Origin of the sequence: Pseudosporangium ferrugineum (assembly GCF_003002065.1) — a bacterium.
Lineage (GTDB): Bacteria > Actinomycetota > Actinomycetes > Mycobacteriales > Micromonosporaceae > Actinoplanes > Actinoplanes ferrugineus_A.
The window spans coordinates 360,391-382,329 of the sequence record NZ_PVZG01000004.1; the positions used below are offsets into that span (position 1 = coordinate 360,391).

Genomic DNA, 21,939 nt, shown 5'->3' on the forward strand with positions numbered 1-21,939 from the left:
ACCGGAGCGCCACAGTATCCCCGCCTCACACATGCATTTAACGCCTGTTGCGGTAGTAATAACGCCGACTTCGGAGTCCGCGCTGGTCACGGCCGCTCCGAGCATTGCGCTACCGAGTACGACGCAGCAGCGCGGATTCTTGTGCATCACATTCGTGGTGATTTTCTCCATCTTGCGGTTTTTGTCGGGAGACACCACAGTGGCGTGACGTTGCGCCACTGTGGATCGTCCCCGCGACCGCGAACGCCCCGACCCGGGGCGCGCTCGACCGGAGGGCGGCACGCAGCCGGTACGCCACTCCGAGGAGGCAAATGTGCTCGAATCCGCGGAAGGCCACGCGCCGACCCTGCCGGACCTGTTCGCCGCGCAAGTGGAGCGTGCGGCCCGGGACGTCGCGATCGTGGGCGACGACGGCCCGCTGTCCTTCGCCGAGCTCGACGAGCGGTCCAACCGGCTGGCCCGGCACCTGATCGACCAGGGCGTCGGCCCCGAGGTCGTGGTGGCGTTGCGGCTGGCCCGGTCGGCCGAGTTCGTGGTGGCGGCCCTCGCCGTGGCCAAGGCCGGCGGAGCGTACGTGCCGGTGGACGTGGCCTATCCGCTGTCCCGGGCCGAGTTCATGATGGCGGACGCCCGGGCGCGGTGCGTGGTGACGACGTCCGCCGCCCGCACGTCGGTGCTGTCCGGGATCACCGAGGTGGTGCTCGACGACCCGAAGATCGCGGACGAGGTCGCCGGCCTCGACGCCGGCCCGGTGCGCGACCTCGACCGCCACGAGGAACTGCTCGCCGGCCATGCGGCGTACATCGTCTACACCTCGGGGTCCACCGGCGTGCCGAAGGGCGTCGTGGTGACCCACAGCAGCGTGCACAATCTCGTCCGGGCCCAGGCCGGGATTCTGGGGCTGGGCCCGGGCCGCCGGCGGCTGCAGTTCGCCTCGGTCAGCTTCGACGCGTCGGTGTCCGAGGTGTGGACGACGCTGCTGTCCGGTGCGGCGCTGGTCGTGGCGGACGGATCCCGGCTCGTTCCCGGGCCCGCCCTCGTGGACCTGGTGCGCAGCCGCGGCGTCACGCACGTGACGCTGTCCCCCTCGCTGCTGTCCGTGGTGGAGGACGCGGGAGGCCTGCCGGACACGGTCACCCTCGTGGTGGCCGGGGAGGCGTGCCCGCCGGCCGTGGCGGCCCGCTGGTGCCGCGATCGGCGCATGCTCAACGCGTACGGACCGACCGAGGCCACCGTCGCGGCGACCGTGAGCGACCCGCTGACGGGCGACGGCACACCGCCGATCGGGCGGCCCCTGCCCGGCGTGCGGGCGTACGTGCTGGACGCGTCGCTGCGGGAGCAGCCCGCCGGGGTCGCCGGCGAGCTGTACCTGGCGGGTGCGGGGCTGGCCCGCGGATACGCCGGCCGCGCCGCGCTCACCGCGCAGCGCTTCGTCGCGAACCCGTTCGGCGCGCCCGGCGAGCGGATGTACCGCACCGGCGACGTGGTGCGGCGGCTGCCCGACGGCCAGCTGGAATACCAGGGCCGCGCCGACGACCAGGTCAAGATCCGCGGCGTACGGGTGGAGCCCGGCGAGATCGAGGCGGCGCTGATGGGCCTCGCCGGCGTCGACCAGGCGGTGGTCGTGGCGCACGGCGAGGGCGCGGACCGGCGGCTCGTCGCGTACGTGGTGGCCGACGCCGGCGGGCCGGACGCGACGGCCCTTCGCCGGGACCTGGCCACGGTGCTGCCCGAGCACCTCGTGCCCTCGGTGTTCGTGATGCTCGACGCGATGCCGGTGACGATGAACGGCAAGGTCGACCGCGAGGCGCTGCCCGACCCGGGCGCCGGGGCCGGGGTACGCGACTACGAGGCGCCCGTGGGCCCGGTGGAGCAGGCGCTGGCCCGGCTGTGGGAGGACGTCCTCGGCGTGCCCCGCGTGGGCCGTACCGACGAGTTCTACCGCCTGGGCGGTCACTCGCTGCTGGCGACGCAGCTGGTGAACCGCGTCCGCACGGCGATGAACGTCGAACTTCCGGTGCGCGACCTCTTCGAGACCTCGACCCTGGCGGACCTCGCGAAGCGGGTGTCCGTGCTGCAGACCGGGACGCGGCCGGTGCTGCGGCGCCAGGTACGCCCGGCGGCGGTGCCGCTGTCCTACCCGCAGCAGCGGATGTGGCTGACCGCACAGCTGCGCGGCGGCGACGGCGCGTACCACATTCCCGTGGTCGTGCGCCTGTCCGACGGCCTCGACGCCACGGCCCTGAGCGCCGCCGTCACCGACCTCGTCCGGCGCCACGAGCCGCTGCGCACCCGGTTCCCGGTGCAGGGCGGGCAGCCGCGGCAGCAGGTCGTACCGATGGCCGAACTCGGTGACCTGCTCGTGCGGGAGCGGATCGCGCCCGGCGACCTGGAGGACACGGTCAGGCGCCTCGTCCGCGAGGGGTTCGACCTGACGACCCAGATCCCGCTGCGGGCGCGCCTGCTCGAACTCGGGCCGGACGACTTCGCGCTGGTCCTCGTCCTGCACCACATCACGGCCGACGGCGCGTCCATGGAACCGCTGATGCGCGACCTCGGCGAGGCGTACGAGCGGCGGCGCGCCGGCAACCCTCCGCAGTGGACGGAACTGCCGGTGCAGTACGCCGACTTCGCCCTGTGGCAGCGCGACCTCGTGCGGCTCGCCCGTCCGCGGCTCGCGTACTGGCGTGAGCTGCTCGCCGACGTCCCGGACGAGCTGGCGCTGCCCGCCGACCGGGCCCGGCCGGCCGAGCCGACGTACCGCGGCCGTTCGGTGCCGGTGACCGTGCCGGCCGAGGTGCACGAGCGGATCGCGGCGACGGCGCGGGACCACGGCGCCACGGTCTTCATGGTGCTGCAGACGGCCGTGGCCGCGATGCTCTACCGCCTCGGCGCCGGTGCCGACATCCCGCTCGGCTGGCCGGTGTCCGGCCGGGTCGACGAGGCGCTCGAGGACCTGGTCGGTTTCTTCGTCAACACCCTGGTGCTGCGCGCCGACCTCACCGGCGACCCGACCTTCGAGGAGCTCCTGGGCCGGGTACGCGAACAGGACCTGGTTGCCTTCGGCAACCAGGACGTGCCGTTCGAGAGCGTGGTCGAGCAGCTGAATCCGCCCCGCGTGCCGGGCCGCCACCCGCTGTTCCAGGTGATGGTCGCCTCGCAGGTCGGCCGGTCGGCGAAGTTCGGCCTGGCCGGCGTGCGGTCGCAGCGGATGGGCGTGGGCTCCGGGTCGGCGAAGTTCGACCTCAGCTTCCAGTTCGTGGAGTTCCTCGATCCCTCCGGGCGCCCGTCCGGCATCGGCGGCGAGGTGATGTACGCCTGCGACCTGTTCGACCACGAGACCGCGGAGCGGATGGTCGGCGTGCTCGGCCGGCTGCTCGCCGAGGCGGTGGCGCGGCCCGGCGTACCGATCACCAGGTTGCCGTTGATGAGCGCGCAGGAGCGACTCGCGGTCGAGGCGGCGAGCGCCGGCGAGATCCGCGACTGGGGCACGCAACCCTGGCCGCACCAGCTCATCGAGGACCACGCCCGCCGGGCTCCGGACGCGACCGCGGTGCGGTTCGAGGGCGTGAGCCTGCCGTACGGGGACCTCAACCGCCGCGCGAATCAGCTGGCGCACCACCTCATCGAGCGGGGCGTGGGCCGGGACGTGCTGGTGGGCGTCAGCATGGAACGCGGCTTCGACCTGGTCGTGGCGGTCCTGGCGGTGTGGAAGACGGGGGGCGCGTTCGTCCCGCTGGACCCGGAGCTGCCGGCCGCCCGCCTCGCCTCGATGGTCGAGGACACCGCCGTCACCGTCGTCCTCACCCACCTGGCCACCCACGAGCGGCTGGCCGGCCACGACGACCTGCTGCTGTGCGTCGACGCGCCGGACAGCGGCCTCGCCGCGCGGCCGGTGCACGACCCGAACGTGCCGGTCGACGCCGAGGACGCCGTGTACGCGATCTACACCTCGGGCTCGACCGGCACGCCGAAGGGCGTGGTGAACGTCCGCGCCGCCGTCCGCAACCGGCTGGCCTGGATGAACGAGCGGTTCGGCCTCGGCGCCGGCGGCCGGGTGCTGCAGAAGTCCCCGTTCACCTTCGACACCTCGGTCTGGGAGCTGTTCTGGCCCCTGATGAACGGGGCGACCCTGGTCATGGCCCGGCCCGGCGGGCACCGCGACAGCCGTTACCTGGTCGACCTCATCCGCCGGGAACGGATCACGTTCGCCGACTTCGTCCCGTCGATGCTGGAGATGTTCCTGCGGGAGCCGGACGCCACGCGCTGCACCAGCCTGCGCCACATCATCGCCGGCGGGGAGACGCTCACGCGCAGCCTGCGCGGCCGCTTCGCCGAGGCGCTGCCCGGCACCGACCTGCACAACCTGTACGGCCCCACCGAGGCCGCCATCGGCGTGACGAGCTGGCTGTGCCGCGGCGACGACGAGGGCCGGAGCACGCCGATCGGCGTACCCATCGCCAACGCCCGCGTCTACGTGCTCGGCCCCGACGGCGACCACGTGCCGCCCGGCATGCCCGGCGAGATCTACATCGCGGGGCGCCCGCTCGCCCGCGGCTACCTGAACCGGCCCGGGCTCACCGCGCAGCGGTTCGTCGCCGATCCGTTCGTGCCGGGCGAGCGCATGTACCGCACCGGTGACCGCGCCCGGCGGCGCGCCGAGGGCGCGATCGAGTTCCTCGGCCGCGACGACGAACAGGTCAAGATCCGCGGGGTACGGGTGGAGCTCGGCGAGGTCGAGGCGGCGCTGCTCGGACTGCACGGCGTGGACCAGGCCGTGGCGATGGTGCACGGCGAGGGCCTGGACCGGCGGCTGGTGGCGTACGTCGTCGGTCACGACCCCGACCCGGTACGGCTGCGCCGGCAGATGCCCGCGGTCGTGCCGGCGCACCTGGTGCCGTCGGCGTTCGTCGCGATGGACGCCTTCCCCGTCACCGTGAACGGCAAGGTCGACCGCCGGGCGCTGCCCGATCCGGGCGTGGCCGACAGCGAGCGGGCGTACGAGCCGCCCGCCGGTCCCGTCGAGGAGGCCCTGGCCCGGCTGTGGCAGGAGCTGCTCGGGGTGGCGCGGGTGGGCCGCGACGACAACTTCTTCGCGCTCGGCGGCCACTCGCTGCTGGCGATGCAGATGGTCAACGAGCTCCGGACGCTGCTGCGGGTGGAGCTGCCGTTCCGCAGCGTCTTCGAGAGCCTGACACTCGCCGACCTGGCCGCCCGGATCGGCGACCTGCCGCTGCTGCCCGACGCCGAGCCGGTGACCGCCACGCCCGAGGACCGGATGCGCGTCCTGGTCGCCCGTGCGCTGGGGGTCGACGAGGTGGCCGCCGAGGACAACCTGTTCGATCTCGGCGGCGGGCGGGAGACCGTGGAGGCGCTCACCAAGGCCATCGAGGCCGAGTTCGGCCTGACCGTCAACCCTCTCGTGGTGGCCGCCGTGCCCACCGCCAAGGACCTCGCCGGGTGGCTCGCCGCGGAACCGGAGGAGACGACCCTCGACGTGGTGGTGCCGCTGCGGGCGGGCACAGGACCGGTGTCGCTGTTCTGCATCCACCCGCTGGGCGGGCTGAGCTGGCTCTACTACCCGCTGGTCAACGCGATCCCGCAGGAGGTCGGCGTGTACGGGGTCCAGGCCCGCGGCCTGCGGCCGGGCGAGGAGCTGCCGACGACCATGACGGCGATGGCCGCCGACTACGTCCGGCAGATCCGCCTCGTCCAGCCCGAGGGGCCGTACCACCTGCTGGGGCTCAGCACGGGCGGGGAGATCGCGCACGAGATGGGCGTGCAGCTGCAGCGCGGCGGCGAGGAGGTCGCGCTGATCGCCATGCTCGACGCGCGCCCGACGCCGCACCGCCCGGCGACGCAGCTGGAGCGGCTGAACGCGGTCGCCCACCACTTCGACCTCAACGTGCCCGCCGAGCAGCGTCCGCACCTCACCGGCGACATCCTCTACGAGCAGCTGCGGCAGCGTCAGGGGCCGTACTCGTTCCTGATGCGGCAGAAGGGCCGGGCCACGGTCGACTTCTACGAGAACATGATCAAGCTGGCCGACAACCACAAGTTCTCCGTGTTCGACGGCGATGTGCTGTTCGTCGAGGCGATCGCGGCGCGGCCGGCCGAGCACTACTTCGCACCCATGTGGCACCAGTACGTCTCCGGCGTCGTCGACGTCATGGCCCTCAAGTACAAGCACCGGCAGCTCGCCCGTGCCGAGGTGCTGGAGATGATCGGCGCGCGGGTGGCCGAGCACATCCGCCTCCCGCACGCCCCGAACCTCACCTCGACCCCCACCTCGACCCCCACGGAAAGGCCGACGGCATGAGCAACCCGTTCGAACGCGAGGACATCAGCTACTTCGTGCTGGTCAACGACGAGGGGCAGCATTCGCTCTGGCCGGAGGTGATCGACGTGCCGGCCGGCTGGCGTACGGTCCTGGGGCCGGAGAGCCGCGACGCGTGCCTCGCGCACATCGAGACGTCGTGGTGGGACATCCGGCCCGCGAGCCTGGTCGCCCGGATGACCGCGGCCAAGAGCGCGTGAGGGCCGCCATGGAGACGAACCTGCTGTTCCTCTGGGGAACCCCCCGCTCGATGTCGACGGCGTTCCTGCGGATGATGCTCGAGCGAGGCGATCACGAGGTCTTCCACGAACCGTTCTCCAGCATCGTGGTGCAGGGCCGGACGGTCGTCGGCGACCACACGGTGACCAGCCACGACAAGCTGCTGAGGCTGCTCGAGGAGCGCGCCCGGGACCACCGGGTCTTCGTCAAGGAGACCACCGAGTACGACTACCTGAGCACCGGCGGCGACCGGATACCGTACGCCGGGCGGCACACCTTCATCATCCGCAACCCGCGGTCGGTGATCCCGTCGCACTACGCGATGAACCCGGCCATGGCGTGCGAGGAGATCGGGTACGGCAACCAGGTGGAGATGGCGCGGCGGGTGCTCGCCGCGACCGGCGAACGGCCGTTCGTGCTCGAGGCCGAGGACCTGCTCGACGACGCCGAGGAGACGGTCGCGCGCTACTGCCGGCACGTCGGCATACCGTTCCTGCCGTCCGCGCTGTCCTGGCAGCCCGGGGATCAGAAGGTGTGGAGCCGGACCAGCCAGTGGCACCGCGACGCGGCCCGCAGCTCGAGCTTCACCCGCTCGGAAGCGACGTACGAGGCCACCGTGGACAGTGACCGATTCCTGTACGACTGTTACTGGCACCACCGGCCGTACTACCACGTGCTGCGCAAGTGGGCCCGCACGACCGTGGCCGCCTGACAAGCGACGATCACGCTCGAGCACCTCCCGCCGGGGTCTGACCCCTCGGCCGGGAGGTGCTCGTGCGTTCGCCCGGATGCGCGATGTCGGCCGGCTGCTGCGGTCGGGGTCGAAGAGGCGGGCGCCTGCCGCGCGGGGCTTACCCGCCGGCCGCGTGACGGGGAAGCCGGCAGGTCCGGCCCGATCGAGGCCGTCGCGGCCGACGAAGCCGCCTGTCCGGTGAACGGGCCGGCCGTCCCCCGGCGCCGCGACGGTTGTGTCGAGGCCCTGCGCAACCTACGAGTCGCCCGGCGCAGCGCGGTCGACGCGGTCCGGTGGCGTGAGGTGCCGCCCGGTCAGGTGGTGAGCGTGGCGTAGAAGCCGCCGATGGAGATCAGGCTGTCGTGGGTGCCCGCCTCCAGGATCCGGCCGTCGCGCATGACGACGATCTGGTCGGCGTTGCGCACGGTGGACAACCGGTGGGCGATGGTCACCGTCGTACGGCCCCGGGCGAGCTCCTCCAGCGCGCGCTGGACCGCTCGCTCGGTCGAGTTGTCCAGGGCGCTGGTCGCCTCGTCCAGCACCAGGATGGGCGGATCGCGCAGCAGCGTACGGGCAATGGCGATGCGCTGCTTCTCCCCGCCGGAGAACCGGTGCCCGCGCGAGCCCACGACGGTGTCGTAGCCCTTGGGCAGCGCGACGATCATGTCGTGCACCTGCGCCGCCCGGGCGGCCCATTCCACCTGCTCGTCGCTGGCGTCGGGGCGGGCGTACCGCAGGTTCTCCCGGACCGAGGCGTGCAGCAGGTACGTCTCCTGGCCCACCATGCCGACCACGCCGACGAGCTCGTTGAGCCGCAGCGCGCGCAGGTCGAAGCCGTCGACGGTGATCCGGCCCGCGGACGGATCGTAGAGCCGCACGATCAGGGCGGCCACCGTGCTCTTGCCCGAGCCCGTCTCCCCCACCAGCGCGAGCGAGGAACCGGGCGGCACGTCCAGGTTGATGCCGCTGATCGCGGGCACGTCGTTGCCGGGATACGTGAAGCTCACGTTCTCGAACCGCAGGTGGCCGCGCACCGGCTTGGGCAGCCGCACCGGCAGGACGGGGTCGTCCACCTCGACCGGCAGGTCCAGGTATTCGAAGATGCGGGCGAACAGCGCCATCGAGCTGGCCAGCGAGACGCCGACGCCGAGCAGGCCCATCATCGGCTGGAACAGCCGGGACTGAAGGCTGGTGAAGGCCACGAGGGTGCCGATGGTCAGCTGGCCGGCGGCCGGCGGCAGGCCCGCGCTCAGATAGATGATCGCCGGGATGGCGGCGAAGATGATGTTCATGGTGGCGCCCCGCCAGCGGCCGGCCATCTGCGCCCGCAGCTCCAGATCCACGAGGCGCGCCGACGAGCCGGCGAACCGCTCGGTGAGCGCCGGGCCGGTGCCCATGATCTTGCTGAGCTGCACCCCGCTGATCGACAGGCTCTCCTCGACGATCACGTTGAGGTCGGCGAGCTCGCGCTGCCGCTTCGCGGTGATCTCCTTGCGCAACCGTGCCACGCGCCGGGCCAGGAAGAGCGCGGGGGGCAGCACGAGCAGGGACACGAGGAAGAGCTGCCAGGACAGCACGAGCATGGCGACCGCGGTGGCGACGGCCGTGGTGAGGTTCGAGGCGATCGACGTGGCGGTCGACGTGACGACCGCCTGCATGCCTCCGATGTCGTTGGTGATCCGCGACTGGATCTCGCCGGCCCGCGTACGCGTGAAGAACGACACCGACTGCCGGTGCAGGTGGGTGAAGACGTCCACCCGCAACTGGTGCATGATCCGCTGCCCGACGGCGGTGGCGATCCAGGTCTGCAGCAGCCCGAACACCGCCGTGAAGATCGCGACCCCGACCAGCCCGGCCACCAGCCAGGCCAGCAACGTCACCTCCTGGCGGGGCAACGCCCGGTCGATGATCTCGCGCAGCAGGAACGGCGTGGCCATCCCGAGCAACGACGACGCGACGATGATCGTCGTGACCGCCGCCAGCCGGGGCCAGTGCGGAGCGAGAAGGCCGCCGACGCGGCGCAGGGAGACCTCGGGCGCCTGTTTCGCGGCCGTGGGAACCTCCACTGCGGACCCCTTCCTGACGGCTGCGTAGAGGCTACGGGGCAGACCCGGCAGAACCACAAGCGCGGGGAATCTTTGTGAAATTGTTCTATCGACTGCACAAATCGGGAGTACAGGTGTTCGACGGTCCTCAGTGGCCTCCCGAGCGTACGGGCAGCGGGACTTCGCCGCCGTCGGGCACCAGGAGCAGATCAATCTCCCGGCTTGCCGCGGCGCGGCGCAGCCGCTCGACGATGTCGTTCTGCTCGATGTAGGTCGGAGGGTTGTCGAACAGCTCGTAGTGGATGGGGCAGAGCGCGCCGGCGCCGAGCACGGCGGCCGCCTCGACGGCCTGCTCGGGGGTCAGGGTCACCGGGACGGCGGCCTCGTACCCCTCGAATCGGGCGATCACGCCGTTGGCCGGGACGAAGGCGACGTCGAAGGGCCCGTGGTCACGGGCGATCTGCCACCAGTTGCCGTGCCACATGGTGTCCCCGCAGTGGATGATGCGGCCGCCGCCGCCCTCGACGACCCAGGCGACCTGGTCGGAGTCGGTGCCGCGCCAGTCGAGGGAGGCGACCGGCGTGACCGTCAGCCCGCCGATCCGGCGGGGCTCGCCGAGGTCCTGGGGCGTGGCGGTGATCCCGTCGCCGGACAGGTCCGGGGCGATCGGCGTGTGGCATCCGACGGTGCCGGCCGGGTCCAGCCTGAGCAGGAGGTCGCGGTCATAGTGGTCGGGGTGCAGGTGCGTGATCAGGGCGTGGGCGCCGGGCGGGAGGCCGACCGCCGGCAGCGGGCGCTTCGGCCTGCCGAGGACGGGCGCCAGGGCCTCCACGTTGTCCAGGGCGTCGATCAGCAGCGTCGTGGCGCCCAGCCGGACCTCCAGCCCGGCCCATCCGAGTCGCCGTACCCGCAGCTTCTCCGGCTCTTCCCGCACCGTGACCCCAATCTGTCGCCGCCGTGACTACGAATGACGGAACTGTAGTCACGACGGCTACGGAATGGCAAGATGCCCCCATGAGCCGATCCACCAACACCCGGTTCGCCGTGGCCGTCCACGTGCTGACCTACCTGGCCGGTCTCGACGACCGGGCGGCCGGCTCCGAGGAGCTCGCCCGCAGCGCGAACGTCAACCCCGTCTACATCCGGCAGGTGATGGGGCCGCTGCGCGGCGCCGGGCTGGTCCGCTCGAAGCCCGGCGTCCACGGCGGCTGGGCACTGGCCCTCCTCCCCCACGACATCCCCCTCGACCGGGTCTGGACCCTGCTGCAGGGCGACGATCCGGTCCTCGGCCTGCACGGTCCCGACCCGGGCTGCGCCACCGGACGGTCCGTGCAGCGCTCGCTGATCGACCTCGACCGCGAGGTGGCGGACGCGATCACCGCCCGCCTGCACGCCGTCACCGTCGCCGACCTGCTGTCCGCGGTGCGCGAAGGCACTTCCTGACCACCGGTCAGCCCGCGACCTTCAGCACCACCTTGCCGCGTACGTCACGACGCTCGGCCCGGCGATGAGCCTCGGCGGCCTGCTCCAGGGGCAGCACCGCGCCGACCCGTACGGTGATCCGCCCGGCCGCGACGCCGGCGAGGATGTCGGCGAGCTGGTCGCCCCGGGACCGGACGTGCAGCCGGCGAGCCGCGATGCCCCGTTCCGCCGGAGGCCGTTCCGGGCCGGTCAGCGCCACGAGGACGCCGCCGGCCCGGATCGCCGGCAGGAGGTCGCCGCCGATGCCGGCCGCGTCCACGACCGCGTCGAAGCCGCCGGGAGCGACCGCGCGGGCCGCGCTCAGCAGCGCCGGCAGGTCGCCGGTGCGCTCGAGGACCGTCCCGGCCCTCAACCCGGCGACATGGCCGGCGTCGCCCGCCGAAGCCACCGCGACGACGCCGGCACCGAGCGCGACGGCCTGCTGCACGGCGAAGCCGCCGACGGCGCCGCTCGCGCCGGTGATCAGGACGGTCCGTCCCGCGCGGGCCCCGGCCAGGCCGAGCGCCTGGCGGGCGGTCTGGGCCGCCAGCGGCACGGCGGCCGCGCGCACGTCGTCCAGCCCGGCCGGGACCGCGGCCAGCCACGCCGGGTCGACCGAGATCGTCTCGGCGTACGCGCCCTCGCGGGTGGCCAGCCACGGGATGAGCCCGGCCACCCGGGCGCCCGGGCGGAAGCCGCCGTCGCCGTCGATGACGGTGCCGGCGAAGTCGGAGCCCGGGATGAACGGCGGCGCCAGATCGGGCAGGACGGCCCGCATCCTCCCGGAGCGTACGGCGAGATCGAACGGGTTGACCGCCGCCGCCGTCACCCGCACCCGGACCCGGCCGGGCCGCGCCGGGGGCTCATCGACCTCGGCGAGCGCGAGAACGTCCGGATCGCCGTAGCCCTGCTGCTGGATCGCCTTCATGACCGCTCCCCCGCTCAGTCCTGCACGACCTGGCCGACGCCGAGGTCCAGGCGCAGGGACTGGGCGAGCACGAAGGCGCTGCTGTCGGCGAACACGTCGGCGGCGGCCAGGACGCCGGTATACTTGCGCACCACCGGGGCGATCGCCACCGCGACGACCTCGTCGAGGTAGGTCTTGACGGCGGCCCAGGGGTTGTCGGCGTACCTGGCGAAGTACGGCGCCGGGTCCACGACGGCCAGCGCCGTGCGGATCTCGGCCTCCAGATCGGCCGTGTAGGCCTGGTCGACCTCCAGGTCCCGCCGGGTGCCGAGCCGGCCCATGTGGCCGCCGATGAAGTGGGCCCACGGGAACTTCAGGGCCTGCGCCGGCGCCTTGAGCGCCCCCTGCACGTCCTCGCTGAGGTTGAGGTTCGCGAACGGCGCCCAGCCGGGCATCAGGACGTCGACCAGCATCAGCGCCCGGTGCCCGGGCAGGTGGATGAAGATGTTGTCCGGCGTGTGGTTGGCGCCGAGCCAGTGCAGCTCGATGCGCTCGCCGCCGATGCGCAGCGTCCGGTGGTCGTCGAACGTCTCGTCCGGGGCCGGCTTGTCCGGGTCGGCGTCGCGCTTGAGCAGCCGGCGGGTCTCCGTGTGGCCGATCCGGGTGACCCGCTTGCCGAAGAGCGCCGACGCGCCGATGTGGTCGGAGTGGTGGTGCGAGTAGATCAGGTGGGTGACCTTCGAGGGCAGGCCGGCCGGCCTGGTCACCTCGTCGATCGCCCGCTGGATGTTGCCGCCGAGGGCGGGCGGCGCGTCGAGCAGGACGACGCCGTCGCGGGTGGTGAGGAAGGCCGCGATGTAGGTCCCGTTGGTGACCCAGTACAGGTTGCGTTCGATCCGGCCGACGTAGTACCCGCTCCCGTTCAGCGCCGGCCCGAGCGCCGAGGGTGGCACCGGCGCGAAGTCGGGCAGGTCGGTGGCGCCGGCCGCGGCGGCGGGTGAGCTCAGCATCGCGTTGCCGACGAGGGACGCGATGGTCGGTGCGGCCGCGAGCGCGGCGGCGCGTGCCAGGAAGCTGCGGCGGTCTGTATCGATGGTCATGACTGTTTGGTCCTTTCCGGCCGGCTCGGTGAAAGCCTGCTCGGATACGACTTAAGTCCGAGTTTATTGCTTGCGCAAGCAATAATATCGAGACGTGAGTCACTTGCGTGCGCAAGCATCTGCTCTACGCTGGACACCTCACTCACGCGTCTACGGAGCCTGAACCGATGAACGCTTCCTCCCCCGTCATGCCGGCCGTGCTGTTCACGCCGGAGCGCCGGACCGTGCTCGCCGAGCGGCCCGAGCCGGCTGCCACGTACGGACAGGTCCTGATCGAGGTCGATCTGACCGGCATCTGCGGCAGCGACCTGCACGCGGCCGAGCTGCCGGTCTACGCCCCCGGCCACATCCTCGGGCACGAGGTGACCGGCCGGGTCCACAGCGTCGGCGACGGCGTCGACGGCTGGCAGCCGGGCCAGCGGGTCGCGATCAACCCCAACGGCAACGTCTGCGGCACCTGCCGATGGTGCCGGGCGGGCCGGTACAACCAGTGCGTCCGGGCGACCATGGAGACCGCGGTGGGCCTGCAGCACGACGGTGGCCTGGCGCCGCGGCTGCTGCTCGCGCCGTCCACCCTGCGGCCCCTGCCGGAGACGATGGGGCGGGTCGAGGCGGCCTGGGTGGAGCCGGCCGCCACCGCGCTGCGGGCCGTACGGCTCGCCGGGGACGTCGCCGGCCGCACCGTCCTGGTCACCGGCGGCGGCCCGATCGGTCAGCTCGCGATCCGGCTGCTCCGCCTGGCCGGGGCAGGGCGCATCGTGCTCACCGAGCCGGCCGCCGAGCGCCGCCGGTTCGGCGTGGCCTCCGGAGCCGACGAGACGCTGGCACCGGACCAGGCGGGCGAGCCGGCCGTCGCGGCGGTCATCGAGTGCTCGGGGAACGCGGCGGCCACCCGGCAGGCGCTCGGCGCGCTGGAACCCGGCGGCACCCTCGTGGTGGTCGGCGGCGGGCCGGGCTCCGGCCTGGACCCGATCACGATCCTGCTGAAGGAGCTCGTGGTGCGCGGGTCGTTCACCTACCTCGAGGAGTTCGACGAGGTCATCCCGATGCTGGCCGACGGCCGGCTGGCGGTGGCGGACCTGACGACGGACGTCGTGCCGCTCGCCGCCACCCTCGACGCCATCGCCTCCCTGCGGCGCGCCTCGACGATGAAGGTCCTGGTGGACCCGCACCGCTGAGGGGTCGTCAGGCGTCGGCGGGCAGGGTGTCCATGCCGTCGGCGATCGCGGTCAGCACCTGCCCGGCCCTGCCCAGCGACCGCGGCGCCACGTGATCGAGCACCCGGCGGCGGGCGCTGGCCAGATTGCTGGGATAGGCGTCCCGCAGACGCTCGAGCCCGGCCGGGGTCAGGGTGGCGATGAATCCGCGGGTGTCGGTCGGCGCCCGGCGCTTGGTGACCAGTCCCCGCACCCGCATGTCCTCGATCAGCCGGCTCACCCGGCTGAGGGACAGGCCGGCGGCCGACGCCAGCTCGGTCAGCCGCATCTCCCGGTCCTCGGCCTCGGAGAGGTTCATGAGGGTCACGTATTCCGACAGCGACACCCCGGTGGCGCGCACCAGGTCCTCGTCGAGCAGCCGGGGAAGGGTGGCGACGATCCGCAGCAGGGATCGCCACAACAGCTCTTCCTCGGCGTTCAACGGGGCGGGGCTCACGCCGAAACGATAACGGATCAGCTGCCCCGGAAGGCCCGCCGGTAGCGGTCCGGGCTGGTGCGCAGTGCCCGCCGGAAATGGGCGCGCAGGGCGGTCGCGGAGCCGTGGCCGCTGCGCTCGGCGACCGCGGGGACCGGCAGGTCGGTGGTCTCCAGCAGCCGGCGGGCCAGCAGCAGGCGCTGGCCGTGCAGCCAGGCGAGGGGGGTGGTTCCGGTCTGCTCCCGGAAACGGCGCATGAGCGTACGCGTGCTGAGCCTGGCGTGGCGCGCGATGGCGGCCACCGTCAGCGGCTCCGCGACGTGCTCGCCGAGCCAGGCCAGCGTCGGCGCCAGCGACCCCCGGCCGCCGGCCGGGACGTGGTCGACGAACTGCGCCTGGTCACCCTCGCGGACCGGTGCCATGACGACGAACCCGGCCGTACGGGCGGCGACGGCGGCGCCATGGTCACGGCGGACGAGGTGCAGGCAGAGGTCGAGACCGGCCGCGACACCGGCGGACGTGAACACCCGTCCGTCGCCGGCGAAGAGCGACGCCGCGTCCACGTCGACGGCGGGGTGCCTGCGGACCAGGTCGGGCGCGGCCCACCAGTGGGTGGTGGCGCGCCGCCCGTCGAGCAGGCCGGCCTGGGCGAGGACGAAGGCCCCGGTGCAGATCGAGACGATGCGCCGGCCCCGGGCCGCGGCCGTACGGAGGACGTCGAGCACGGCCTCCGGTGCGCGCCACGGCATGGCCACGCCCGGCACGACGATCGTGTCCGCGTCGGCGGCCGCTCCGAGGTCGTACGCCGCCTCGATGCGGTAGTGGCTGATCCCCGAGACGCTGGTGCGGACCGCCGGCCGCTGACCGCACACCCGGATCTCGTACGGACAGCCGCCGTCCTCCAGGCGGGTGCTGCCGAACACCTGGCACGGGACGGCGAGATCGAACCCGACCACGCCGTCGAGGGCCAGAACCGCGACGACGTGTTGCCTACCGGGCACGGGCCGTCCACACGGTGCCACGGGGTTCGAATTCGAGGACCCCGGCGACCATGACGGCGAGGTCGGCGCCGAACTCGCGGTCCAGCACGTGCAGGGCCAGGTCGATGCCCGACGTACTGCCGGCCGAGGTGATCAGGTCGCCGTCGTCGACGACCCGGGCGTCCTTCACCACCGCTCCGCTCTCGGCGAGCTGGTCGCGTACGGTGTGATGGGTGTTGCAGGGCCGCCCCTCGGTGAGGCCCGCCGCGGCCAGGAGCAGGGCCCCCGTGCACACCGAGCCGATCACCAGCCGGCGGCGTACGGCCGCCGCGATGCTGCGCGGCAGCTGCCCCTTCTTGATCTCGTGCGCCACGCCGGGTTCGTCCGGGCCGGTCGGTCCCCCGCCCGGCACGAGCAGCAGGTCGGCGGTCCGGGGCGACCAGCCGTCGGCCACGACGACCCGGGTGCCGCCGAGCGCCCGGACGGTCCGGGGAACGGTGCCGGTGACGTAGCTGACGGCGACCGCTCCCCCGGTGGCGAAGCCGGCGATGGTGAAGGCCTCGTTGGGGCCGATGAAGTCCTGCTCCGCCACGCCGTCGAAGAGCACCATCTGGACGCGGAAGGGGCGCTCCGGCGACCAGGCGGTCCTACCGGCCGCCGATCCTCTCGCCGGCGCGGCGAGACCGGTCGTGGCGAGGGCTCCGGCGGCGGTGGCGGTGAGGACGGTTCGGCGTTGCATCGGTGCTCTCCTGACGTCGGTCGGAGCACCAGTCCACCGGACGGCTCCGCCGTGGAGAAGGTGCCGCGGTGCCAAGCTGCGCCCACTTACCGCCGTGCGGGCGTACCCAATGGTCCCGGTCCGTTGGTCGGCCTCGAGGGCGTCGCGGTTCCCGGGTGTCGCCGATCACCCGGCGATCGGCGACAAAGATCACGGATGTTCGGGCAACGGGCTTTACCGCGGGCCCGGGACTGCTGAGGCTGATGCGATGCCCATCACCTGGTCCGACGACGTGCAGTCCGTATTCGCAGGCGACCTGGTGGCCGCCGCCGCCTACCTCACTCCCGCCGGCGGAGCGATCGTCATCCCGGTCAGCCCCATCGGTCTGGTCGACCGCGCCGCCGGCAGCGTCGCCATGACGACGTCGCTCGCCTTCCCCGCCAAGCTGCGGCGCCTGCTCCAGGAGCCGCGGGTCGCGATGGCCTACCACACGCGGGAACACGGCTTCGCCACCGATCCCCGGCTCGTGCTCGCCCAGGGCACCGCCGTCGTACCGGAGGAACCGTCACCCGAGCAGCTGGCCCGGGTCAACGAGCAGGCCGGCAAGTTCTTCGGCGAACTGCCGACCGGCCGGTTCTGGAACTGGGCCCTGCGCGAATACCTGGAATATCGCCTGATCGTCGACATCTCCCTGAGCCGCGTCGTGACCTGGCCGGATGCTGCCGCGAAAGGGACGCCGGAGCTGTTCGGGGCGGCCCTGCCCGAAGCGCCGGCACCCCAGGAACCGCCCGCCAAGGGCACCGGCCCCCGCGTGGACACCGCGAAGTTCGCCCGGCGGGCCCGCAGGATGGCGCACCAGACGATCGCCTACCGCGGCGGCGACGGATATCCGGTCATCGCCCCGGTACGGGTGACCGGCCACAGCGAACGCGGCCTGCACCTCGACGTCACCCCCGGCCTGCTGCCACCGGGCGGCCGGCGGGCCGGCTTCGCGGCGCACGCGTTCCGCCCGCAGGCGGCCGGCGTGTCCAACCGGATCGGCACCGGCTGGCTGGAGGTCACCGACGGCGCCGCGGTGTGGGCGCCGCACACCGCCGGCGGATTCAGCTCGCCGCCCAGCAAGACCTTCCACCTGCTCGGCAACGGCCTCCTGTCGAAGCATCTCATCCGCAAGCTGCGCCGCGACGGCACCCTGGACGAACTGGCCCGGCTGCGCGCCGGCGTCGCGTCGTAGGCACGACCCTGCGCCGGGTCTCCGGACAGCCCGGAGACCCGGCGGCCACCCGTCACCGATCGGCGACCTCACCGATCAGGGTGTAGGGGACGGTACGGGAACGCAGGTCGATCGCCCCGTCGATCCGGATCCGTTCCGGGCCCTCGGCGACGTCGTCGGTGACCGTGGGGATCTCCACGGCGGCGCTGACCTGACCCGGCGCCACGCAGTGGTACGTGTCCAGGCCGACCGTCGACAGTGGACGTGATGGTTCGGGTGTGACCCCGTACTCGCCCAGCCATTGCGGATCCAGGTCGGTGGTGGACAGCTCGGCGCCCTCGCCGGCGGCCACGACCGGGCCGTACAGACAGAGGGGTGTGTCGGCCGGCTCGGACAGCCGGAGGCCCCAGCGCAACGGCGCGCCCTCGGTGACGTGGGAGGTGGCTTCGACCTCGATCGCCGGCGCGGGGTCGTCGTCCTCGATGGTCGAAGTGCGGTAGTAGTTGCCGACCATGAGCCCGCGTACCGCCTTGGCGTGCAGCAGCACGAGGGTGTTGTCGCCGAACCGGGTGTTCGCGGGCACGCTGAACGGCACTGTCAGCCGTTGCTGGCCCGGCTTCACCGTCAGCACCGTGGAGGTCGTGTTGTCGATGAACACCCGTACCTGAGCGGTGTCCGTGACGGTGCCGGTCACGGTGAGCGGCAGGCCGAGGGTGGTGGTGCCGGAGTCGCCCTCCTTCACCCGGGCGGTGCCCACGTCGATGCGCGGCAGGGCCCGGATCTGCGGATCCGGCGTACCCGGGCGGTACGCCCACGCGTCGAGCAGCCATCCGCCGGCGGACCCGCGGGGGCGGATCTCCAGCTTCGCGACGGAGGTCACGTCCCGCAGCGGCACGCGCACCTCGCGGGCCCACTGGCTGGCCGTGTTCCTCGTGCCGGGCAGCCCGTCGACGCTGACCGCGCCGAGGTCCACGCGTCGCCCGGACCGGTCGGTGACGGCGACGTCGAACGTGTTGCCGGTGGTGTTCGGCGGCACGATCAACCGCATCGCCAGCCCACCGGCGGCCTCGGCGGCCTGCGGCGGGGTCAGCACGGCCGGCTTGCCCGCCTGCAACTGCACCGCCCACCGGCCGGGCTCGGCCTCCATGTAGTTGTAGCCCATGAAGTGCGGTGATCGCGGAGGCTCGTCGTCCCCGCGCGGCTGGCAGGCCCTGCTCACGTCCCCGGTGACCTGTTCGCACAGGCGGGCACCCTCGACACTCAGGTCCGGGCCGGGGATGATCACCGGTCGCCGGGCCGCCCCGATGGCGTGACTCAGGACCCGTGCCGGGCCGGCGGACGGCGCGGAGACGCCCGTCCCGTCGATCAGCGGCAGCACCGCGTCATCGTCGAGCAGGAACACCCTCGCCGCGGCCGCCAGGTAGGTGGCGCCGGCCTTCTGCTGCTGCGCGGCGGTCAGACGGGTCGGCCGTCCCGGTCCGCAGACCTCGTCGTCGGTGAGCCACCAGTCGTCGTCGGACGGCGCGGCCGACTGACCCGGTGTCCATTCGCTGTTGTAGAAGTTGTGGTTCGCGCCGATCACGTAGAGCGCGCTGTGCAACGCCGCGCCGGTGCTCACGCCGCGAGTGGCATCGACGTACATCTGGCCCTCGGGGCCCACGTCGCCGTCGCAGCCGCCCAGCATCATCATCGAGGGCACGTCCGGCACCGGATTCTGGCCGCTGTTGGTCGGCGCGATGCCCACCAGCCCGCGGATCGTCCAGCGTACCCGGCCCCGGTACCCGTCGACCTCCGACGGCGGCGGCGTGAGGCTGTCCATCACCGCCCGGTTCGCGCCCTCGCCCCCGCGGGAGTGGCCGGCCAGCATCACCCGGGACAGGTCGGCCGGCGCCGCCTGCCGCACGATGGCCGGCGCCTTCTCCGCGCCCGCGCCGGCCCAGTCCGCCCACTTCCCGAGATGCAGCCGGATCAGCGAGGACCGGGCCTGCGCCCCGTAGTCGTCGAGCCCGTCCTGGGCGTTCACGCCGTTCGCCGAGATCGACACGGTCAGGAAACCCTGCGAGGCCAGCAACCGCTGCATCGAGCGGAAACCGCGATAGCTGGGGACCGGCTGGGACCCGGCCGGGCATGGCCAGCCGTCCTGGTAGTTGTCCGTGCCCGGGATATAACAGGCGTCCTGCCGGCCGTGCAGGAAGACCACCACCGGCCGCCCGGTGGTCACACCCGCCGGCGCGATCACCAGCGCCCGCATCTCCACCGGCTTCTCCAGCTCGGGGATGCCGGCACCGGGAAGGTCGTACTCGCCCTCGACCGTGGCGTACTTTCCGGGAATTCCCGGGTCGGCGGTCCTCGCGGCGCCCGCCTGGGCCGGCACGGTCATGACGGACACCGCGGCCACCGCGGCGATCGCGATCACCGTCCGTACGTGGGATAAAAATGCCATGGCCTCCACGACGGGTCCACCGCGCGGAAGGTTGCGCCCGGGCACGCAGCGGGCCCCGAATACTGCGAACGCAGTATTTTTCGGGGGTCCGATACCGCGGGAACAGGTCGATGGAATTCGCCCCCGGCGTTACCGTCGTGATCATGCGGCCGTGAGCAGTCGATGTCGCATCGTGCCGACCGCTGCCGAAAGAGGGTGACGTGAGCATCCGCGTTCTTCTCGCCGACGACCAGGCGCTCATCCGCGCCGGGTTCCGGATGATCATCGATGCGGACCCCGGGCTGGAGGTCGTCGGTGAGGCCGCCGACGGCGCCGAGGCCGTCGAGCTGTGCCACAGCGGCCGGGTCGACGTCGTGCTGATGGACATCCGCATGCCGCACGTGGACGGCATCGAGGCGACCCGCCGGATCAGCGCCGACGAGCGGCTCGCCGGTGTGCGGGTGCTGATCCTCACCACGTTCGACGACGACGACAACGTGATCTACGCCCTGCAGGCCGGAGCGAGCGGCTTCCTGGGCAAGGACGTGGCTCCCGGCGACCTGGTCAACGCCATCCGGGTGGTCGCCGCGGGAGAGGCCCTGCTGTCGCCGCGGGCCACGAGCGGCCTGGTCAGCCGGTTGATCGGGCACATTCAGCCGACCCGGCAGGACCCGCCGGAGCTCGAGCTCGTCACGGACCGGGAGAAGGAGATCCTGCTGCTGGTCGCGCACGGGCTGTCCAACGAAGCCATCGCCGAACGGCTGTACCTCTCCCGGCTGACCGTCAAGACGCACATCAACCGCACCATGATGAAGCTGGACGCGCGCGACCGGGCGCAACTGGTGGTGTTCGCCTACCAGCACCACCTGGTCAGGCCGGGTGATTCCCTGCCTCCCGCGCGTTGAGCCGGTTGATCGCCCGGTCGTCGACGGGCAACTCGGCGTGCACCCGGAACAGCCCACCGGCGACGGGCCCGGCAACGATCGTGCCGTGCGCGGCCGAGGCCCGCTCCCGCATGCCGATCAGCCCGAAACCGGACCCGTCGCGGTGCCGGCCGCCCGGGACGGTCACCCGGTTGACGATGTCGATGCGTACGGTGTCTGCGGTGTATTCGAGCCGGAACGTGGCGCTGCCGTCGCCGTAACGGTGCGCGTTGGTCAGCGCCTCCTGGGCGATCCGGTACGCGGCCAGGTCCACCACCGCCGGCAGGGTCCGGGGTTCGCCGTGCTGCTCGTGCCGCACCCGGAATCCGATGGCGCGCAGCTCGGCCAGCAGCTCCCCGAGGCGTTCCATGCCCGGCGCCGGTTCGGTGCTCGCGGCCTCGTCCGGATCACGCAGCACGCTGACCACCGACTTGATCTCCTTCATGACCGTGCCGGCGGCGACCCGGATGTGCCCGAGCACCGGCCACACCCGGTGCGGCTCGTCGCGCATGACGTGGTCGGCGGCGCCGGCGTGCACGCTGATCACCGCGATGTGGTGGGCGACGACGTCGTGGAGCTCCCGGGCGATGCGCAACCGCTCGTCCATCACCCGGCGGCGGGCCTCCTCCTCGCGGGTCTGCTCCGCCCGCCGGGCCCGGTCGGTCACCTCGGCGAGGTACGCCCGGCGCATCCGCACCGAGTCGCCCCACGCGGCACCACCGAAAATGATCGTGAAGGCGGTCAGCTGATCGGCGTTCCACCAGCCGGTGCGGTACACCACCGAGCCGGCGAGCATCAACGCGCTCCACGTGACGAAGGCGTAGAACCAGTGCCGGCGACGGGCGCTGTACAGCGCGGTGGCGTACGTCAGGATGCCGGCGACGATGAACATCCCGTCCGGCGGCCGGCCCAGCACGACGACGATCACGAAGACGACGGTGGCGGCGAGCAGCACCGGCACCGGGCGGCGGCGGCGCAGCAGGATCAGCGCGGCGCACAGCACGGCCAGCGTGATCGTGCCCCCGTCCACCCCGGTCGGGCCCTGGTACAGCACGAACAGCGCCCCGGTCAGCGCCAGCAGCACATCGGCCAGCGGAGCACGGTAACGGTCGAGGTACCGGGCTCTCCACCGGGTGATTGCCGCGTACACCGTGACGACGGTAGAGCGCCGGGCCGCTCCCATCCACCTGTTCCCGCAGTATCCCGCGCCGGGAAGATACTGCGTTCGCCGTACGGGGCTGCCTGCGCG

16 protein-coding genes are annotated in these 21,939 nt (G+C 72.7%); 7 read left to right on the plus strand and 9 right to left on the minus strand.

The window, feature by feature from the left end; all coding sequences use genetic code 11:
• Positions 1-313 precede the first annotated feature (313 nt).
• From CLV70_RS11315 to CLV70_RS11325, 3 genes are read left to right on the plus strand one after another with little or no spacing between them, the layout of a single operon-like run.
• Complete coding sequence (locus CLV70_RS11315) at positions 314-6,319, plus strand: non-ribosomal peptide synthetase (RefSeq protein ID WP_158277751.1); 6,006 nt, start codon at positions 314-316, stop codon at positions 6,317-6,319.
• Positions 6,316-6,537, plus strand: a complete 222-nt coding sequence (locus CLV70_RS11320) for an MbtH family protein (protein WP_106126369.1) — start codon at positions 6,316-6,318, stop codon at positions 6,535-6,537. The genes CLV70_RS11315 and CLV70_RS11320 overlap by 4 nt, the downstream gene beginning before the upstream one ends.
• An 8-nt stretch (positions 6,538-6,545) precedes the next feature.
• A complete protein-coding gene (locus CLV70_RS11325) occupies positions 6,546-7,268 on the plus strand; it encodes a sulfotransferase-like domain-containing protein (protein ID WP_106126370.1) in 723 nt (240 codons plus the stop codon).
• A gap of 335 nt (positions 7,269-7,603) precedes the next feature.
• Here CLV70_RS11325 and CLV70_RS11330 read toward each other — a convergent pair whose 3' ends face one another.
• Both CLV70_RS11330 and CLV70_RS11335 read right to left on the minus strand, forming a co-directional pair.
• Positions 7,604-9,355 (minus strand): ABC transporter ATP-binding protein, encoded by a 1,752-nt coding sequence (locus CLV70_RS11330; protein WP_106126371.1) that lies wholly within the window; start codon positions 9,353-9,355, stop codon positions 7,604-7,606.
• Between the two features lie 127 nt (positions 9,356-9,482).
• Positions 9,483-10,268, minus strand: a complete 786-nt coding sequence (locus CLV70_RS11335; RefSeq protein WP_106126372.1) for an MBL fold metallo-hydrolase — start codon at positions 10,266-10,268, stop codon at positions 9,483-9,485.
• An 80-nt stretch (positions 10,269-10,348) separates the two neighbouring features.
• Here CLV70_RS11335 and CLV70_RS11340 point away from each other — a divergent pair, with 80 nt between their 5' ends.
• Entirely contained in the window at positions 10,349-10,777 is a 429-nt protein-coding gene (locus tag CLV70_RS11340) for an Rrf2 family transcriptional regulator (RefSeq protein ID WP_106126373.1), read from the plus strand.
• Between the two features lie 7 nt (positions 10,778-10,784).
• On the opposite strand, the gene CLV70_RS11345 is transcribed toward CLV70_RS11340, so the two are convergent.
• Together CLV70_RS11345 and CLV70_RS11350 are read right to left on the minus strand one after the other, a co-directional pair.
• Positions 10,785-11,723 carry an NADP-dependent oxidoreductase gene (locus tag CLV70_RS11345; protein ID WP_106126374.1) on the minus strand — a complete coding sequence of 313 codons (939 nt, stop codon included), beginning with the start codon at positions 11,721-11,723 and terminating at the stop codon, positions 10,785-10,787.
• 14 nt (positions 11,724-11,737) lie between these two features.
• A complete protein-coding gene (locus CLV70_RS11350) occupies positions 11,738-12,802 on the minus strand; it encodes an MBL fold metallo-hydrolase (RefSeq protein WP_106126375.1) in 1,065 nt (354 codons plus the stop codon).
• Positions 12,803-12,969: 167 nt separating this feature from the next.
• On the opposite strand from CLV70_RS11350, the gene CLV70_RS11355 reads away from it, so the two are divergent.
• The gene (locus CLV70_RS11355) at positions 12,970-13,980 is read left to right on the plus strand and encodes a zinc-dependent alcohol dehydrogenase (protein ID WP_106126376.1); all 1,011 of its coding nucleotides are present in this window, start codon (positions 12,970-12,972) and stop codon (positions 13,978-13,980) included.
• A gap of 7 nt (positions 13,981-13,987) precedes the next feature.
• Here the strand turns inward: CLV70_RS11355 and CLV70_RS11360 are convergent, their stop codons facing one another.
• The 3 genes from CLV70_RS11360 to CLV70_RS11370 are packed head-to-tail and all read right to left on the minus strand — an operon-like array spanning position 13,988 to position 16,153.
• Positions 13,988-14,455, minus strand: coding sequence for a MarR family winged helix-turn-helix transcriptional regulator (locus CLV70_RS11360; RefSeq protein ID WP_106126377.1), 468 nt, complete (start codon positions 14,453-14,455; stop codon positions 13,988-13,990).
• A gap of 17 nt (positions 14,456-14,472) precedes the next feature.
• Positions 14,473-15,435, minus strand: a complete 963-nt coding sequence (locus CLV70_RS11365) for a GlxA family transcriptional regulator (protein ID WP_106126378.1) — start codon at positions 15,433-15,435, stop codon at positions 14,473-14,475.
• The gene (locus CLV70_RS11370; RefSeq protein WP_106126379.1) at positions 15,425-16,153 is read right to left on the minus strand and encodes a DJ-1/PfpI family protein; all 729 of its coding nucleotides are present in this window, start codon (positions 16,151-16,153) and stop codon (positions 15,425-15,427) included. Before CLV70_RS11370 ends, CLV70_RS11365 begins: the two co-directional genes overlap by 11 nt.
• A 247-nt stretch (positions 16,154-16,400) precedes the next feature.
• Here CLV70_RS11370 and CLV70_RS11375 point away from each other — a divergent pair, with 247 nt between their 5' ends.
• A complete protein-coding gene (locus CLV70_RS11375; RefSeq protein WP_106126380.1) occupies positions 16,401-17,366 on the plus strand; it encodes a hypothetical protein in 966 nt (321 codons plus the stop codon).
• Positions 17,367-17,418: 52 nt separating this feature from the next.
• Here CLV70_RS11375 and CLV70_RS11380 read toward each other — a convergent pair whose 3' ends face one another.
• Positions 17,419-19,788, minus strand: a complete 2,370-nt coding sequence (locus CLV70_RS11380) for an alpha/beta hydrolase (RefSeq protein WP_146164030.1) — start codon at positions 19,786-19,788, stop codon at positions 17,419-17,421.
• Positions 19,789-19,988: 200 nt separating this feature from the next.
• Here CLV70_RS11380 and CLV70_RS11385 point away from each other — a divergent pair, with 200 nt between their 5' ends.
• The gene (locus CLV70_RS11385) at positions 19,989-20,672 is read left to right on the plus strand and encodes a response regulator (protein ID WP_106126382.1); all 684 of its coding nucleotides are present in this window, start codon (positions 19,989-19,991) and stop codon (positions 20,670-20,672) included.
• On the opposite strand, the gene CLV70_RS11390 is transcribed toward CLV70_RS11385, so the two are convergent.
• Positions 20,638-21,840, minus strand: coding sequence for a sensor histidine kinase (locus CLV70_RS11390; RefSeq protein ID WP_106126383.1), 1,203 nt, complete (start codon positions 21,838-21,840; stop codon positions 20,638-20,640). The genes CLV70_RS11385 and CLV70_RS11390 overlap by 35 nt on opposite strands.
• Positions 21,841-21,939: the final 99 nt, after the last annotated feature.

Bases quoted from the DNA above. Each gene is read 5' to 3' on its own strand.
- CLV70_RS11320 (WP_106126369.1), top strand. From the start codon at position 6,316: ATGAGCAACCCGTTCGAACGCGAGGACATCAGCTACTTCGTGCTGGTC.
- CLV70_RS11325 (WP_106126370.1), top strand. From the start codon at position 6,546: ATGGAGACGAACCTGCTGTTCCTCTGGGGAACCCCCCGCTCGATGTCG.
- CLV70_RS11340 (WP_106126373.1), top strand. From the start codon at position 10,349: ATGAGCCGATCCACCAACACCCGGTTCGCCGTGGCCGTCCACGTGCTG.
- CLV70_RS11345 (WP_106126374.1), bottom strand. From the start codon at position 11,723: ATGAAGGCGATCCAGCAGCAGGGCTACGGCGATCCGGACGTTCTCGCG.
- CLV70_RS11350 (WP_106126375.1), bottom strand. From the start codon at position 12,802: ATGACCATCGATACAGACCGCCGCAGCTTCCTGGCACGCGCCGCCGCG.
- CLV70_RS11355 (WP_106126376.1), top strand. From the start codon at position 12,970: ATGAACGCTTCCTCCCCCGTCATGCCGGCCGTGCTGTTCACGCCGGAG.
- CLV70_RS11370 (WP_106126379.1), bottom strand. From the start codon at position 16,153: ATGCAACGCCGAACCGTCCTCACCGCCACCGCCGCCGGAGCCCTCGCC.
- CLV70_RS11375 (WP_106126380.1), top strand. From the start codon at position 16,401: ATGCCCATCACCTGGTCCGACGACGTGCAGTCCGTATTCGCAGGCGAC.
- CLV70_RS11380 (WP_146164030.1), bottom strand. From the start codon at position 19,788: ATGGCATTTTTATCCCACGTACGGACGGTGATCGCGATCGCCGCGGTG.